15 protein-coding genes are annotated in these 14,172 nt (G+C 70.5%); 7 read left to right on the top strand and 8 right to left on the bottom strand.

What is annotated here, in order from left to right; all coding sequences use genetic code 11:
* Positions 1–277: 277 nt before the first annotated feature.
* Positions 278–718, bottom strand: a complete 441-nt coding sequence (locus BLU81_RS16545) for a deaminase (RefSeq protein WP_092545491.1) — start codon at positions 716–718, stop codon at positions 278–280.
* Between the two features lie 103 nt (positions 719–821).
* Here BLU81_RS16545 and BLU81_RS16540 point away from each other — a divergent pair, with 103 nt between their 5' ends.
* Positions 822–1,766 carry a serine hydrolase domain-containing protein gene (locus tag BLU81_RS16540; RefSeq protein WP_157751627.1) on the top strand — a complete coding sequence of 315 codons (945 nt, stop codon included), beginning with the start codon at positions 822–824 and terminating at the stop codon, positions 1,764–1,766.
* Positions 1,767–1,779: 13 nt separating this feature from the next.
* Here the strand turns inward: BLU81_RS16540 and BLU81_RS16535 are convergent, their stop codons facing one another.
* Positions 1,780–2,292 (bottom strand): DUF1990 family protein, encoded by a 513-nt coding sequence (locus tag BLU81_RS16535; RefSeq protein WP_092545489.1) that lies wholly within the window; start codon positions 2,290–2,292, stop codon positions 1,780–1,782.
* Positions 2,293–2,481: 189 nt separating this feature from the next.
* On the opposite strand from BLU81_RS16535, the gene BLU81_RS51540 reads away from it, so the two are divergent.
* Entirely contained in the window at positions 2,482–4,335 is a 1,854-nt protein-coding gene (locus tag BLU81_RS51540) for a protein kinase domain-containing protein (RefSeq protein ID WP_092545488.1), read from the top strand.
* 1 nt (position 4,336) lies between these two features.
* On the top strand, positions 4,337–4,873 hold the full coding sequence (locus BLU81_RS16525) for a DUF6529 family protein (RefSeq protein WP_092545487.1): 537 nt from the start codon (positions 4,337–4,339) through the stop codon (positions 4,871–4,873).
* A 196-nt stretch (positions 4,874–5,069) separates the two neighbouring features.
* Here the strand turns inward: BLU81_RS16525 and BLU81_RS16520 are convergent, their stop codons facing one another.
* Both BLU81_RS16520 and BLU81_RS16515 read right to left on the bottom strand, forming a co-directional pair.
* Positions 5,070–5,399, bottom strand: a complete 330-nt coding sequence (locus BLU81_RS16520; protein ID WP_092545486.1) for a hypothetical protein — start codon at positions 5,397–5,399, stop codon at positions 5,070–5,072.
* Positions 5,400–5,536: 137 nt separating this feature from the next.
* The gene (locus BLU81_RS16515) at positions 5,537–5,989 is read right to left on the bottom strand and encodes a hypothetical protein (RefSeq protein WP_092545485.1); all 453 of its coding nucleotides are present in this window, start codon (positions 5,987–5,989) and stop codon (positions 5,537–5,539) included.
* A gap of 128 nt (positions 5,990–6,117) precedes the next feature.
* Here BLU81_RS16515 and BLU81_RS16510 point away from each other — a divergent pair, with 128 nt between their 5' ends.
* Entirely contained in the window at positions 6,118–6,852 is a 735-nt protein-coding gene (locus BLU81_RS16510; protein ID WP_092545484.1) for a glycoside hydrolase family 16 protein, read from the top strand.
* 102 nt (positions 6,853–6,954) lie between these two features.
* Complete coding sequence (locus tag BLU81_RS16505) at positions 6,955–7,446, top strand: transcriptional regulator (RefSeq protein WP_157751626.1); 492 nt, start codon at positions 6,955–6,957, stop codon at positions 7,444–7,446.
* Positions 7,447–7,449: 3 nt separating this feature from the next.
* Here BLU81_RS16505 and BLU81_RS16500 read toward each other — a convergent pair whose 3' ends face one another.
* Together BLU81_RS16500 and BLU81_RS16495 are read right to left on the bottom strand one after the other, a co-directional pair.
* Positions 7,450–7,896, bottom strand: coding sequence for a lamin tail domain-containing protein (locus tag BLU81_RS16500; RefSeq protein WP_092545482.1), 447 nt, complete (start codon positions 7,894–7,896; stop codon positions 7,450–7,452).
* 45 nt (positions 7,897–7,941) lie between these two features.
* A complete protein-coding gene (locus BLU81_RS16495) occupies positions 7,942–8,709 on the bottom strand; it encodes an RNA ligase family protein (RefSeq protein WP_092557192.1) in 768 nt (255 codons plus the stop codon).
* A gap of 186 nt (positions 8,710–8,895) precedes the next feature.
* On the opposite strand from BLU81_RS16495, the gene BLU81_RS16490 reads away from it, so the two are divergent.
* Complete coding sequence (locus tag BLU81_RS16490) at positions 8,896–10,002, top strand: LLM class flavin-dependent oxidoreductase (RefSeq protein ID WP_092545481.1); 1,107 nt, start codon at positions 8,896–8,898, stop codon at positions 10,000–10,002.
* A complete protein-coding gene (locus BLU81_RS16485) occupies positions 9,999–10,613 on the top strand; it encodes an FMN reductase (RefSeq protein ID WP_092545480.1) in 615 nt (204 codons plus the stop codon). Before BLU81_RS16490 ends, BLU81_RS16485 begins: the two co-directional genes overlap by 4 nt.
* A 60-nt stretch (positions 10,614–10,673) precedes the next feature.
* Here the strand turns inward: BLU81_RS16485 and BLU81_RS16480 are convergent, their stop codons facing one another.
* Complete coding sequence (locus BLU81_RS16480) at positions 10,674–10,868, bottom strand: hypothetical protein (protein WP_197686245.1); 195 nt, start codon at positions 10,866–10,868, stop codon at positions 10,674–10,676.
* Positions 10,855–14,121 (bottom strand): ATP-binding protein, encoded by a 3,267-nt coding sequence (locus BLU81_RS16475; protein ID WP_231954587.1) that lies wholly within the window; start codon positions 14,119–14,121, stop codon positions 10,855–10,857. The genes BLU81_RS16480 and BLU81_RS16475 overlap by 14 nt, the downstream gene beginning before the upstream one ends.
* Between the last annotated feature and the right edge of the window lie 51 nt (positions 14,122–14,172).

The following is a 14,172-nucleotide window of genomic DNA, read 5'->3' as shown; positions in this document are numbered from 1 at the left end:
GGAAAGTGCCCGATCGTGCCGTGAGCCTCGTAACAGTGTGTACGCGTCGGCCGGTTCGGACGTTCAGTACTTCGGAGGAATTCCGAGGACGTTTTCCGGCACTGCGGGTGACGAACGGTTTGCCGGTGACGAACAGTTGCCAGTGATGGACCGCTTCCGGGGACGGGGCTCTTTCGGTGACGGACCGCTCAAGCCCGGAACCGGCCCCGTCGGTCGTGAGGGGCCGCCGAGATCGCCGGGACGGACTCGGGACTTCGCCCACTCGTACCAGAAAGGGTCAAAAAGAGAGGTGGCCGTTGGCAGACCGCGCGGCCGGGGCGAAAGCGGGCATCTCGACCACCTCGATGCCGGCGGCGATCAGCAGGGCGACACCCTCGCAGGTCACGAAGAGGTCCGGTTCGCGCCAGGCGATGACGACGCGCGGGATGCCGGCCGCGATGATCAGGCCGGTGCAGGTGGCGTGCGGGCGACTGGCGCGTTTCGAGCAGGGTTCCAGGGTGCTGTAGATCGTCGCGGTGCGCAGCCCGGCGTGACCGGCGGCCCGGTGCAGGGCTGACTCCTCGGCGTGCACGTGTGGGTCGGTGTCGCGGGACCAGCCGCTGGCCAGCTCGTTCCCGGAACCGTCGGCGACGACCGCGCCGACCGAGAACGCGGACTCCGACGGCGGGCATCGATGCGCCAGCGCGATCGCCCGGCTCATCCACCGTTGGTCGTCCATCGTGCTCCCCGTCGTCCCCGGTGCTCCCCGTCGTTTCGGTGTCCGGCCAAGCACCCTATCGCCGGATCGTGAACACCGGTTTGCCGAGGTCAGAATGGAGTCCATGAGCGACCTCGACGAACTCGTCCGCCGGGCCGTCCAGAAGCTGGAACCGCGCCGCCGCGGGGTGGTGGTCGCCGCGCTTGTACGCGACGTCACCACGATTGCGGGTAGCGCCGGACTCGATGCCGGGACCCGGTTCGAGATAGGCTCGGTCAGCAAGGTGTTCACCACATTAGCCCTGGCCAGGCTGGTGGAGTCCGGTGATCTCGGACTCGATCAGCCGCTCGGTGACTTCTTCCCGGCGCCCGCCGGGATCACGTTGCGCCACCTGGCCACACACACGTCAGGCTTGCCGCGGCTGCCGAAAGGGATGCTGCTGCCGGCCCTGCTCAGACCGCACGCCCCCGACCCTTACCGCGACTGCACCGCCGACTTCCTCATCACCAACCTGGCCCGCATCCGGCCCGGCCGGCCCGGTCGTCGCTACCACTACTCCAACCTCGGCGTCGGCCTGCTCGGCCTGGCGCTGGCCCGCCACACCGGCCTCCCGTTCGAGCGATTGATCAACACCCAGATCAACTGCTTGGTGAGTACGGGTACCGAGCTCACCACCGTGCCCGGTCACCGTGCCGACGGACACCCGGCCGCACCGTGGAACCTCGCCGACCTCGCGGGCGCCGGCGGTCTACGGTCCACCGTCACCGATGTCGCCGCCTTCGTCCGCACCCACTTCGACCCGTCCAGCCCGGGGGTGACGCTGTCACTGGAGACCGAGTTCCGGATCAACCCGTTCATGTCGCAGCGACTCGGCTGGATGGCCCGGCAGTTGCACGAGCGCGTGGGCGGCCATGCGCAGATCTACCACAACGGGCAGACCGGCGGCTTCGCCTCGTTCGCCGGATTCGACCCGGACAAGCAGGTCGGTGTGGTCGTGCTCAGCGCGACTGCCCGGTCCGTCGACACGGTCGCCTTCGAGCTGCTCAAGGACTTGCAATCCGAGGCGTGACAGGGCCGAATGGTCAAGGGCGGGACAGGTGGAGCATCGAGCTGATGTAGCGGTTCGTCGCCAACTCCTGAGCCAGCGACGTCAGCGGGCCGCCCAGCCGGGCGATCGTGGTGGCGGGCCGGGAGAAGGCGGTGATCCGGAACCGGACCGTGCCGCTCGCCGTGAGATGCAGGACGAATGCCTCCTCGCCGGACTCCGGATGCCCGGGCAGCGTGCCGTACGCGAAACCGCGCCGGTCCGGCTGGTCCACCCGGTAGACCACTCGGCACGGTGCGTTCAGCGCTACCCGGCCCAGCCCGATCCGGATCACCACCGGCAGGCCGGGGACGGCCGGCCGGTCCGCGACCACGCCGAACCCGGCCCCGCGGTGCATCCGCCAGCCGAACAGCGCCGTGGCGGCCCGATCGAACGTCTCCGGTCCGTCACCGATCCGGATGTCCCGGCGCACGTGCTTATACCCAGGTGGCAGGGAGGCCTCCTGGGTCGCGCCGACTTCGGCATACGTGAAAGGAGCGTTGAGCAGCATCGACCTCAGGTTAGACCAGATCTTCCAGTGCTTTCGGACATTGATCGACTTCATCGGGACATTGCGGCGGCGGATGCGCCCGGAAAGAATGACGGGCACGGTGAACCGAAGCGAGGCCGAGGAGGTTCTAAGTCAAGACAGCCATGGCAGTCGGTGGCGTAACGCTGATCTGACGCAAGGGGTTCGGGGATGGCCGCACAGGAACCGCTCGGCAGGGAATACCTGTTGCACGAGGAGATCGGGCGCGGTGCGATGGCGGTCGTCCGGCGGGCGACCAGCCGGCACGGCGGACCGCCGCTCGCCGCGAAACTACTACGGCCCGAGCTGGCCGGCGACCGCCGCGTCCGCGAACTCTTCCTCCGCGAGGAAGCCGCCCTCCGTGCCCTCGACCACCCGGCTGTCGTCCGGCTCCGTGACCTCATCGTCGAAGGCGGCACCCTCGCCCTGGTGATGGAGTTCGTCGACGGGCCCAACCTGCGCCGTTACCTGGGCATGCGCGGTGGCCGGCTCACCCCCGGCGAGGTCGTCACGATCGCCGCGCAGACCGCCGCCGCCCTGGCCGCCGCCCACGAGCGTGGCATCGTCCACCTCGACCTCAAACCGGAGAACATCCTCGTCCGGCACGGATCCACCCCTCCGGACATCCGGGTCTCCGACTTCGGTGTGGCGGTCCTGCTCAACGACACCGACCACGTCCCGGCCGGCGGCACCCCCGGCTACACCGCACCGGAGATCTTCCAGGGCGGCCCGCCCACCCCCGCCGCGGACGTCTGGTCGCTGGGCGTGCTGCTGCTGGAGATGACCACCGGCCGGGCGTCCGGCGATCCGGCGGCTCTGCCCGGGCCGCTCGGGCCGGTCGCCCGTGACTGCCTCGCCGCCGACCCCCGGCGGCGCCCGCCGGCCCGCCGGGTCGCGGCCTACCTGCACCAGTTCGCCGCGGCGGTCCGGCCGTCCAGCGCACCGCCGCTCACCGCCGGTCACCCCGGCCAGGAGGTGGAGCCGGCGACGCTGCCCCTCGGGTTCCCGCCGCCGCGGTTGCCCGAGCCGACGTTCCCGCCACCGGCGCCCCCGCAGCCGCCCCGCCCGGCGTTCCGGCCCCCAGCCGCGGCACCCGGCTTCCCGCCGGCGCCTGGTGCGGTGGCGCCCGGTTCGGGTGTGCCGCGGTCCGGGTTCGTGCCTCCGGGGGCGTCCTCGCCGCGGGCCGCCTTCGTGTCGTCGGATCCGGGGCAGCCGGAAGTGCGGCGGGACACCATCGGCAGCTGGGCCGGGCAGATGCCGAACACCGGCCCGCACCAGCCGGCCCGTCCGCGGGAGAAAGCGCGCTGGCGCCGCGGCCCACTGATCACTCTCGGCCTTGCCGCGGTGGCCGCGGCGGTCGTCGCCGGGCTCAACGTGACCGCGCTGGCCGGTGAGCGCACCGACAGCCTGGTCACTCAGGTGAGCATGCCGCCGCCGGTGTCCCCGGTGGAGGCGGGCGCGTCGGGCGCAGCGCAGGCCCCGGCCACCCTGCCGCCGACCAGCGAGGTCGCGTTGCCGCCGTTGAACACTCCGAGCGCCGAACGGCTGCGAGTCACGATGGCCGGCAAGGTGGACGACGACGCCGGAACCCTGGCCATCTCGATTCGGGACGGACAGGCGGTGGCATACGTCTGCGACGGCGACCGGCTGGAAGCCTGGCTCAAGGGCACCGCCAAGAACGGCCTGCTCAACCTGACCGGCAAGAACAACACCAAGATCACCGGCTTGTTCGACGCCACCCGGGCCGCCGGTGAGATCACCGTCGAGGGGAAGTCACACCGGTTCGAGATCGGGGTGGTCCGTAAACCGTCCGGCCTCTACCGGCTGGCCAGCCGGGTGGGCAAGGCCAAGGTCAACGGTTCCTGGATCGTGCTGCCCGACGGCCGTCAGGTCGGTGTCCTGCTCCGCGACGAGCAGCCCGGCCCGGCTCCGGCCCTGGACGTCGCCGGTCGCAGCGTCACCGTCGACGGCCAGGTGCTGACCGGCGCGACCACCATCGACGTGGACACCGGGGAGGGATTCTGAGGTGGAGTCCGCGACACTGATCCGGCCACGGGTCTGGCTGCCGGTGGCCGCCGGAGTCGGCGTCGCGGTGATCCTCGGCGTCTACGGCCGCCTGCACGAGCCGGTGGTGACCGCCGACGTGGCCGCCTTCCTGAAACTGCAGACCCTGAAGGTGTGGCTGGCCACCGCGATCGCCGGCCTGCTCTTCGTCCAGTTGCTGACCGCCCTGGGCGTCTACGGCGTCCTTCCGGGCGGCGCCTGGGTGTCCGGCATGCACCGCTGGAGCGGCCGGATCGCGGTGCTGCTGTCGGTGCCGGTCGCGGTGCACTGCCTCTACACGTTCGGTCTGCGCTCGGACACCCCACGGGTGCTGGCGCACTCGCTGCTCGGCTGTCTGGTGTACGGCGTCTTCGTCACCAAGATGCTGCTGCTCAGCCGCCCGGGTCAGGGCCGCGGCTGGGGTGTCCCGCTGGCCGGGGGAGTGGTGCTGGTCGCGGTGGCCGGGCTGTGGGCGACGTCGGCGCTGTGGTTCTTCACCACCATCGGCACCTCGTGGTGACCAGGGAACACCTGACGGCTGGTCTGAACCGAAAACCCCGGGAGACAGCAACTTCGCGGGTACGCCGAACATCTCCCCACACCGCGAGGACGCCCCGCTTCGTCCCCGCGAGGTCGGCGATCCACCAGGCCGTCTCGCGGCCGCCGGGCCGAATGCGAACAACAGGGCCCGGAACCCCCGAAGACCGGGGCGGGCGTCAGCGGTTCCAGAACCAGCGGCGGTTACGGCGGCGTTTGCGCCACGTCATCTCGTCGGCGATCATCGACCGGACGCTGGCGACGGCGACGGTCAGCGCCTCCTGCAGGCCGTCACAGGTGCGGCACTCGTTGCCGTCGCACTCGGTGCGGTGGTTGTAGGCGATCTCGGTGACCACCCGGTCCAGGACCGCGCAGGCGTAGGTTCCACGGTCGTTGGGGTGCTGGCTGGACAGGAACTCACGGACACCGGCGATGTTCTCCTCGCCGACCCCGTACAGGCGGGCCGCACTCTCCACCTGGTGCAGAGCGTCCCGGACTATCTCGCTCACGTGTGAACGGCTCCCCCATGGCCCAGTGGACGTGTGGCTGGTGAACCTACCGTCCGGACACGTGAACACACATGGGCCGGACAGCCGATCACCCCCGGGCCGAATTCGTGGTACGTCGACCCGGGGCAGGTGACGACTCAGCCCTTGTCGGCTTCGTCGTCCAGAGCGCTCTGGCTCTGCTGAATGCTCGTGACGAGCGCGTCCACGTTCTGACAGGTGGTCTGGAGCTTCAGGAGCTGGGTGCGGACCTCCGCGATGTAGGAGGCCTCACCCGGCTCGCCGGCGACGCTCTCCGCGTTGCGGACTGTCAGTTTCAGGACGTTCACCGCGGAGGTGATGACCGTGCTCTTCGAGTCGTTACCAACAGTTATGATCTTGTTGGCCGTGGCGACGTCCAGATCGTATCCGTCCTCACCCAGGGTGGCGTGGCTGGCCATGCCGCAGACGGTCGCGGTGGCCTCGTCGAGACCGCTGACGGTTACCGCCGGGACCGCGGTGGCGGCCGGCTCGACGGTCTGTCCAGTGCTTGCACAGCCCGAGATCGCCAGCAGGGTACCTGCGACGATGGCTGCGGTGGTGGTTCCTCGCATGGCCGGAAGGCTACGACACGCCGCCCACTCCGGCAGCCTGGTACCACCGGCATGTGACGCACATTATGATCAATGCGAAACATTACGTTGAGTGACAGACGTTGATCACCGTACGTAGGATCGGTCTCGTGTCCTTTCTCGACGACTTCTCCGGCACGTCCCTCGACCCGGCCCGCTGGATCGACCACTACCTGCCGCACTGGACCACCCCGGACCGCTCCCGGGCCCGCTACGACCTGGACGAACAGGGCCTGCGGCTGCGCATCGACGCCGACCAGCCCGACTGGCGCCCCGAAGACGCCCCGCTGCGCGTCTCCAACATCCAGACCGGCAACCACGACGGCACCCACCGGCACCGCCCCGACGGCCTGACGGTGCGCACCCCGACCGGCACCCGGCTGCTGTGGACACCGAGCGCCGGAAACCTCGACGTGACCGTCAGCGCCAGCCGGGACGACGGCTGCATGCTGGCCGCCTGGCTGGTCGGCGTGGAGAACGAGGACCCGCGGGACAGCGGCGAGATCTGCGTCTTCGAAATCGACGCGTCAGCCGTGCACGACGACGGGACCACCGCCCGGATCGGCATCAAAGCCCACCACGACGACCGGCTGCGGACCGACATGACCGAGGTGGCCGTATCCATCGATGCCTCTCGCCCGCACACCTGGAGCGTGACCTGGGGCCCGGACGGCACCGTCATCGCCTGCGAAGGTGCCACGGTCGGCCGGTTCGACCAGGCGCCGGACTATCCGCTGATCCTGATGCTCGACCTGTTCGAGATCGGCCCGCCGACACCGGAGCCTTCGGCCTACCCGAAGACCGCCCGGATTCACCGCGTTCACGCTCAGGACGCCAAACCGTGACGGACGTGACTCGTGTGCGCGGCCACGTTTGCGGGTGCCGGCCGCGTCAGAGTGCTGGAGTGGGTATGGAGACGGCACTCTCGGCAGAAGGTGGACTGCGGCATGCAGGACGAGGATCTGGTCAGGGCGGTGATCGCCGCGGTCTCGTTCGGCGTGATGCTCGCCGGGCACTACATCGGTGACCACTGGGTGCAGACCAGCGGTCAGGCCTTCGGCAAGGGCCTGGACGTCAAGGACTGCGACCGGAACTCGGCATTGCGGCACTGCGCGATGCACGTCGCGTCCTGGACGGCGACGACCACGATCTTCCTGCTCGCGGCCGGGTGGTGGCTGCGGCTGCCGTTCGAACCGGGCTGGCTGGTGGCCGGTATCGCGCTGAACGCGGTCACTCACTTCATCGCCGACCTGCGTACCCCGCTGATCCGGCTGGGCCGGCTGCTGGGCCGCGGCGGCTACATGGACCACGTCGGGGTGGTCCGGCCCGGCGGGGCGGCGACCAGCGGGCCGGGCACCGGCCTGTTCGAACTCGACCAGGCGTGGCACATCGGCTGGCTGGCCGTCTCCGCACTGGTGATCGCCGGCCCGCCGGTGTGAAGGTCAGCAGCCGACGCTGGTGCGCCCGTTCCGATATCCCCATCCGCACAGGTCGCGGGTCTTCCCGTCCGGGTCGCGCAGGGTGGCCTGGTCGCCGGTGTTGTTCCAGATGTAGTTGCCGCTGTTCCAGTACACGTCGGTCGCGGTGTCGACGCCGTGCCCGGTGTGCAGCCGAACCTTGCCGCCCTTGCCGGGGATCTTGACCGCCCCGAAGGTGTAGGTGCGGCCCTGGGCCTCCTGAACCGACCAGCCCTCCAGCTTGACCGGGTCTCGGCCGGTGTTGATCAGGGAGATCCACTCGGCGTTGAGACTCTCCGGGGACCGCTTGTCACTGCCCGGCGAGTCGTACTGACTGACGTGGAAACGCAGATCCGGCTCGGCGGCGGCCAGGGCCGGTGAACCGGCCAGAACCGCCGCGCCGGCGATGAAAGCACCGATGGCATGTCGCATGCCCGGATCAACCAGAAAAGGCCGCTTTTCGGTACGCCCTCCGGCTCACCGTGCCTTCCGCTTCAAAGTCCGCGCGTAGTCCTGGAAGCGGGCCTTCGCGATCACCGCCCGATCGGTGGACCGCAGCACGATGCCTTCCGGCCCGCCGAGCCCCGACTCGTCGAGAGCCACCAGAGTCCGCGGCAGATGCTCGCCGAGGAAGGCGTGCATGCCCTCGATGTCCGGCGGCAGATCGGCGGCGTCCAGGGTGAACAGCCGGGGCGCCAGCTCCAGCCCGACCGCCTGCAACTGCTGTTCGGTGAGCCAGCTCTGCCCGCCGCCCTCACGCCACGCCGAGATCTGCTGCAACGGCCAGCTCAGACGCTCGTCGAGGTCGTCGACCACGGCCACGTCGAACAGCCGCCAGCCGGTCGCGCCCCGGGTCGAGTACTGCTTGGCCTGGCCACCGATCTTCCCGCCGTACAACTCCAGGTAGTAGACCCGGATCGCGTCACCGGGTGTCCCGGCCAGGGTCTCGGCGAGCGCCCGCAGATTCGCCACGATGCCGAGAGCCGGATTCCCGATCAGATCCCCCTGCGCGTAGAGCAGTTCCTCCCGCGACCCGAGCAGGTAGGAACCGTCCGGCAGCACGACAACCCTCGAATTCGTGCCGTCGACCTTCTCGCTCCCGACCACCGGACCGCTGAACGGCACCGCCTGCGGCAGGAGGCCGCCGTTGCGCGGGTCGAGTTCGTGGTACGTGGGGATCGACGGGTATTTGGTGAGCGAGTTCAGCGCGTTCAGGTCCACCGCACGGACATCAAAATCGGACATGCCGCCGATGATCGCAGAGCCCGTCCGGTACCCCATAACGGTTTTGATCCGCGATCGTGGTGCCCGTCGTGGGTGTGACGCCCGCCGCAGCGCAAGTTCTTTGAATCTGAAATAGTTGCGCCGTCAACGAGGTTGTACGGGGCGTCCGGGAAGCAAGAAACCCGGCGGAGACAGCAGGAGCGGGTCATGCAGTTCGGAATCTTCAGCGTCAGCGACATCACGACGGACCCGACCACCGGCCGGACCCCCACCGAGGCGCAGCGCATCAAGGACATCGTCACCATCGCGAAACACGCGGAGGAGGTCGGCCTCGACGTCTTCGCGCTCGGTGAGCACCACAACGAGCCGTTCTTCTCGTCCTCGCCGACGACCACCCTGGCCTACATCGCCGCGCAGACCTCGACCCTGCAGCTCAGCACCGCGACCACGCTGATCACCACGAACGACCCGGTGAAGATCGCCGAGGACTTCGCGATGCTGCAGCACCTCGCCGACGGCCGCGTCGACCTGACCCTGGGCCGCGGCAACACCGGCCCGGTCTACCCGTGGTTCGGCAAGGACATCCGCGCCGGCATCCCCCTGGCGATCGAGAACTACGCCCTGCTGAACAAGCTGTGGCGCGAGCACACCGTCGACTGGCAGGGCAAGTACCGCACGCCGCTGCAGGGCTTCACCTCCACGCCGCGGCCGCTGGACGAGGTCCCGCCGTTCGTGTGGCACGGCTCGATCCGCAGCCCGGAGATCGCGGAGCAAGCCGCCTACTACGGTGACGGGTTCTTCGCCAACCACATCTTCTGGCCGGCGTCGCACACCCAGCAGATGGTCCAGCTCTACCGGCAGCGTTTCGAGCACTACGGCCACGGCACCGCCGACCAGGCGATCGTCGGCCTCGGTGGGCAGGTGTTCCTGAACAAGAACAGTCAGCAGGCGGTCAAGCAGTTCCGGCCCTACTTCGACAACGCCCCCGTCTACGGCCACGGCCCGTCGCTGGAGGACTTCACCTCGCAGACGCCGCTGACCGTCGGCAGCCCGCAGCAGGTCATCGACAAGACGCTCGGCTTCCGCGAGTACGTCGGCGACTACCAGCGCCAGCTGTTCCTGCTCGACCACGCCGGCCTGCCGACCAAGATGGTCCTCGAGCAGCTCGACCTGCTCGGGTCCGAGGTGGTCCCGGTGCTGCGCAAGGAGTTCGCGGCCCTCAAACCGGCGCACGTGCCGGACGCCCCGACGCACGCCTCCCTGATCGCCGCGAAGGCGGCCAAGGACGCGAAGAAAGAAGAAGTGAAGGCATGAAGCAGCGCAAGCTCGTCGTGATCAGCGCGGGCCTGAGCCAGCCGTCGTCGACCCGCCTGCTCGCGGACCAGCTGTCCGCGGCGGCGGTGAAGTCCGCCGGACTGCTCGGCGTCACCCTCGACGTCCAGGTCGTGGAGTTGCGCGACCTGGCCCACGAGATCACCGACAACATGCTGACCGGGTTCGCTCCCACTTCCTTGAAGCAGGCGCAGGAAGCGGTCACCGCCGCCGATGCACTGATCACCGTGACCCCGGTGTTCTCGGCCAGCTACAGCGGACTGTTCAAATCGTTCTTCGACGTCCTCGACAAGGACGCCCTGATCGACAAGCCGGTCCTGCTCGCCGCGACCGCCGGCACCGCCCGCCACTCGCTGGTCCTGGAACACGCGCTGCGCCCGCTCTTCTCCTACCTGCGGGCGGCGATCCTGCCGACGTCGGTCTTCGCCGCCAGCGACGACTGGGGCGCCAACTCGGTCGAAGGCCCGCTGCGCGGCCGCATCGACCGGGCCGCCGCCGAACTGGCCCGCGAGGTCGAACGCCGCGAGGCCGCGGTGGTCGCCGACCCGTTCGCGCTCACCGCCGACTTCGAGGACATGTTCAAAAACCTCTGATCGCCGGTACGACTCACCACGGCGGCCCGGTTCTTCACCGGGCCGCCGTGGTGTGCTCGGCTACGCCTGGGCCAGCACCGTCGCCTGATCGTCGCGTTCACCGGCACGCGGACGCCGGACCATGCGGCTCACCTCGCGCAACCCGACAGCATCGAGATGAGCCGCGACCTGGTCGGCGGTGTAGAGGTAGCGGCGCTTCGGCGCGGGCGTCGGGGATGGCGGTGACGTAGGCGCGGCGAACTCAAGCGGATCCATGGCCGGCATCCTCGCAGGGCGGAGTCCCGGGCGCCGGAACCCCGTCCAGGTCGGCGAGGAATCGGCTGGCTCGCTGGGCGAACAGGTGGGCCTCCTGCCGGAGGGCGACGGTCCGGGCGTGTTCGGCCTCGGCCCGGACCGTGACGTCGTCGGCGCCGCGGGCCTGTGACAGCCGGGCCCGGAGCAGCAGGAGCAGCCCTTCGGCGTACCGCTGGCCGTGTTGTTCCAGGAACTCGTCGGCCCGGTCGAGGGCGGCGGCGGCCTCCACCGGCCGGGCGGCGGCCAGCCACATCTCGGCGAGCAGGCCGTACCAGGTGGGCAGGTTCGAGCGTGGCGGGTCGAGCAGCACCCTGGTGATGACCGCTTGCGCTCCGGCCGCGGCTGCGGACGGGTTCCGGCCGGTGACGGCGTCCGCCCAGTACCGGGCCAGGCGCAGGTAGGCGCCGAAGAAGGTGTAGGAGAACCCGGGGTCTTCGGCTATGCCCTGGTCGGCGGCCTGCCGGGCCCACCGGGGGTCGCCGGCCATCGCCGCGATCCGGGCGGCGAAACCAGACCGGACGGTGACCGCGTACGGATCGTCGCCGGCCGTGGCCTCCAGCCGGTCGAGCAGGGTCCGGGCGGCTTCGAGGTCACCGTGCAGGGCGGTCGTCTCGGCGAGCATGCCGGCCGACAGCAGCCCGAGGTCGTGACGCAGCGGTTGTTCGGTGCGCCCGGGGAGGCCGTCGTCCAGTGGCTGGTTCGCCTGGCTGAGGTGCCGGAACGCCTCGCCGATGTGGCCGATGTCCCACTGGTGGATGCCCCAGGCCCGCAGTCCGTAGGCGCGTACCACCGGATCGCTTGATTGCCGACCCTGATCGAGCAGCCGGCGGGCGAGCCGTCCGCTGTGGTGGAGTTGCGCGGCCTGTGAGTGGGCGGCCCGGCGGGCGAAGAGGAACTCGGTGGCCTGCCGTTCCAGGCCCAGGCCGCGGGCCAGATGTTCGGCTCGCCGCAGCATCTCCGGTTCCGGGCCGTGGTAGCCCGAACGCATCCCGGCGACCGCGGTGAGCTGGGCGAGCGCGGCCAGTTCCGGCGCGGCCAAGCCTGCTGCCCGGGCCACCGCGGCGGCGGTACGCAGGTGCCGCTCGGCGGATTCGAGAGCGGACGCGGTCGCCGCGTGGCGTCCGGCGCGGATCAGCGCGTTCGTGGTGCGGGCCGGATCTGCCAGGGGACCGGCGGACCGCAGGTGGTGCGCGAGCCGTTCGGCCACGGCGCCGTCGCTCGGGACGACCCGGTCCAGCGCGTCGGCGATCGTCAGGTGCAGCCGGGTCGCCAGGAGCGGGGTCGTCGTCTCGACGACCGATTCGCGGACCAGGTCGTGCACGAACCGGAACGAGAACGGATCACCGGCGCCGGGTTCGGACAGCGACGGAGCGACGCCGGGTTCGAGCAGTCCTGGAGCGACCAGTTCGTCGAGGCGCGCGAGGCAGGTCTCGGGGTCGAGGTCCGCCGCGGCGGCCAGCAGGCCGAGGCTGACGTCGCGGCCTAGGAGTGCGGCGATGTGCAGCAGGCGGCCGGCCTCCTTGTCCAGGTCGGCCATCCGGTCGCGGACGATGTCCCGGACGGTGGCCGGCACACCCGCCCGCGAGGCGGCTTCGGCGGTCAGTTCGCCGCCGTCGGCCAGCAGCCGGGTCAGTTCGCGGACGAAGAACGGATTTCCGGACGTCCGCGTGTGAATGCTCTGTGCGGCGGCGGCCGTGATGTCCTGGCCGGCCTCGTGACGGACGAAGTCGGCCACCTCGCCGGGACTCCACGGGCCGAGCCGGATCCGGCGATGTCCGGGCACCCGGCTCGCCATGGCCAGCAACCGGACCAGTTCGGAACCGGGTTCCGGGGCGCGGTCGCGGAGCGCACCGACAAGAGCCGTGCGGTCCGGCAGACGGGTCGCCAGATGACCGAACAGGCGCAGCGACCCGGTGTCGGCCCACTGCAGATCGTCCAGGACGAGGACCACCGGGCGGATCGCGGCGACCTCGCCGGCCAGCGCGACGATCTGTTCACCGAGGCGGAACCGGGTGCCCTCGTCGGGCATCCGCAGCACGTCGGGGTCGCTGTCGCCCGGAGTGACGATGCGGCCGATCTCCCCGCCGAGCCGTTCGGCGCGGGTCCGGTCCGGCAGTGTCTCGAGCAGCGCACCGGCGATCTGCGCCCAGGGCCACATCGACGGTGATCCGGCACCGTCGAGACTGCGTCCCCAGGCCACCAGGGCCCCGGACCGCTCGGCGTCGGCGACGGCCTCCTCGAGCAGCCGGGTCTTTCCGCTTCCCGCCGCCCCTTCCAGCAGGACGAACCCGGTGCGCCCGGCGTTTGCCGCACCCACCGCCCGGCGCAGTGTCGCGAGTTCACCGGCCCGGCCGACGAGCCGGTGACCCCCCGGCGCCCGGATGGTCGTGTCCGTGCCGGGCCCGGCGACCGGTGCCGGGGCGGCGGTCACGATCCGCTGGTGCGCGGCCATCAGGGCCGGTCCGGGGTCGATGCCGAGTTCCTCGGCCAGCCGAGCCCGGACGGTGCCGAACACCGACAGCGCCTCGGCCTGCCTACCGGCGGCGGCCAGCGTGACGACGAGACTCGCCTGCACCGCCTCGTGCAGCGGGGCTGCTGCGGCGGCCAGGCGCAGCGGCCGGAGCACCCGTTGCGGCTGGTCCATCAGGAGCGCGACCTGGGTCGCGGCCACACACGTGTCGAACAGTTCGTCGTTCAACGCGGCGAACACCGACGCCGCGGCCGGACCGCAGATCAGCCCGTCGGCCGCCGGGCCGTTCCAAAGATCAAGCGCTTGGGCGTACGCGTCCAGAGCAGCCCCCGGACTACCGGCCGCGAGAATGTTGGTGGCGGTACTGACACCGGCGCGGAACGCGGCGAGGTCCAGGGTCCGCGCGTCCGCCGTGATCAGGTAACCGTTGCCCCGGCGCCGCAGGTACGACCCGGTGTGGCGGGCCGGGAGTGCCGGCTCCAGCACCCGCCTGAGCACGCCGACGTATTTGTGCAGGATGTTCATGGCGCTGGCCGGGACACCGCCGTCGAACCAGATCAGATCGATCAACTCGTGAACGCCGACCGGCCGGCCCTCCCGGGCGAGCAGCAGAGCCAGCAGACACGCCTGTTGCCCGGTGAGGGCGACTGCTCCGCCGCTGCCGTGCCGGATCTCCAGCGGGCCGAGGATCCGCAGGTGCAGGGCGTCGCCCAGGCCCCGTGCGGGAGAGTCCGAGGTCGCCACGCACCACCCTCGTCCGACCCGGCGATTCCACAACAACCATCCGCAACGGAC

The organism is Actinoplanes derwentensis (genome assembly GCF_900104725.1).
GTDB lineage: Bacteria > Actinomycetota > Actinomycetes > Mycobacteriales > Micromonosporaceae > Actinoplanes > Actinoplanes derwentensis.
This window is presented reverse-complemented; position numbering and strand designations above follow the sequence as displayed.

What these genes read in the sequence shown, in the direction of transcription:
- BLU81_RS16545 (WP_092545491.1), bottom strand. Translation starts at nt 718, where the DNA reads ATGGACGACCAACGGTGGATGAGCCGGGCGATCGCGCTGGCGCATCGA.
- BLU81_RS16540 (WP_157751627.1), top strand. Translation starts at nt 822, where the DNA reads ATGAGCGACCTCGACGAACTCGTCCGCCGGGCCGTCCAGAAGCTGGAA.
- BLU81_RS16535 (WP_092545489.1), bottom strand. Translation starts at nt 2,292, where the DNA reads ATGCTGCTCAACGCTCCTTTCACGTATGCCGAAGTCGGCGCGACCCAG.
- BLU81_RS51540 (WP_092545488.1), top strand. Translation starts at nt 2,482, where the DNA reads ATGGCCGCACAGGAACCGCTCGGCAGGGAATACCTGTTGCACGAGGAG.
- BLU81_RS16515 (WP_092545485.1), bottom strand. Translation starts at nt 5,989, where the DNA reads ATGCGAGGAACCACCACCGCAGCCATCGTCGCAGGTACCCTGCTGGCG.
- BLU81_RS16505 (WP_157751626.1), top strand. Translation starts at nt 6,955, where the DNA reads ATGCAGGACGAGGATCTGGTCAGGGCGGTGATCGCCGCGGTCTCGTTC.
- BLU81_RS16500 (WP_092545482.1), bottom strand. Translation starts at nt 7,896, where the DNA reads ATGCGACATGCCATCGGTGCTTTCATCGCCGGCGCGGCGGTTCTGGCC.
- BLU81_RS16495 (WP_092557192.1), bottom strand. Translation starts at nt 8,709, where the DNA reads ATGTCCGATTTTGATGTCCGTGCGGTGGACCTGAACGCGCTGAACTCG.
- BLU81_RS16490 (WP_092545481.1), top strand. Translation starts at nt 8,896, where the DNA reads ATGCAGTTCGGAATCTTCAGCGTCAGCGACATCACGACGGACCCGACC.
- BLU81_RS16485 (WP_092545480.1), top strand. Translation starts at nt 9,999, where the DNA reads ATGAAGCAGCGCAAGCTCGTCGTGATCAGCGCGGGCCTGAGCCAGCCG.
- BLU81_RS16480 (WP_197686245.1), bottom strand. Translation starts at nt 10,868, where the DNA reads ATGGATCCGCTTGAGTTCGCCGCGCCTACGTCACCGCCATCCCCGACG.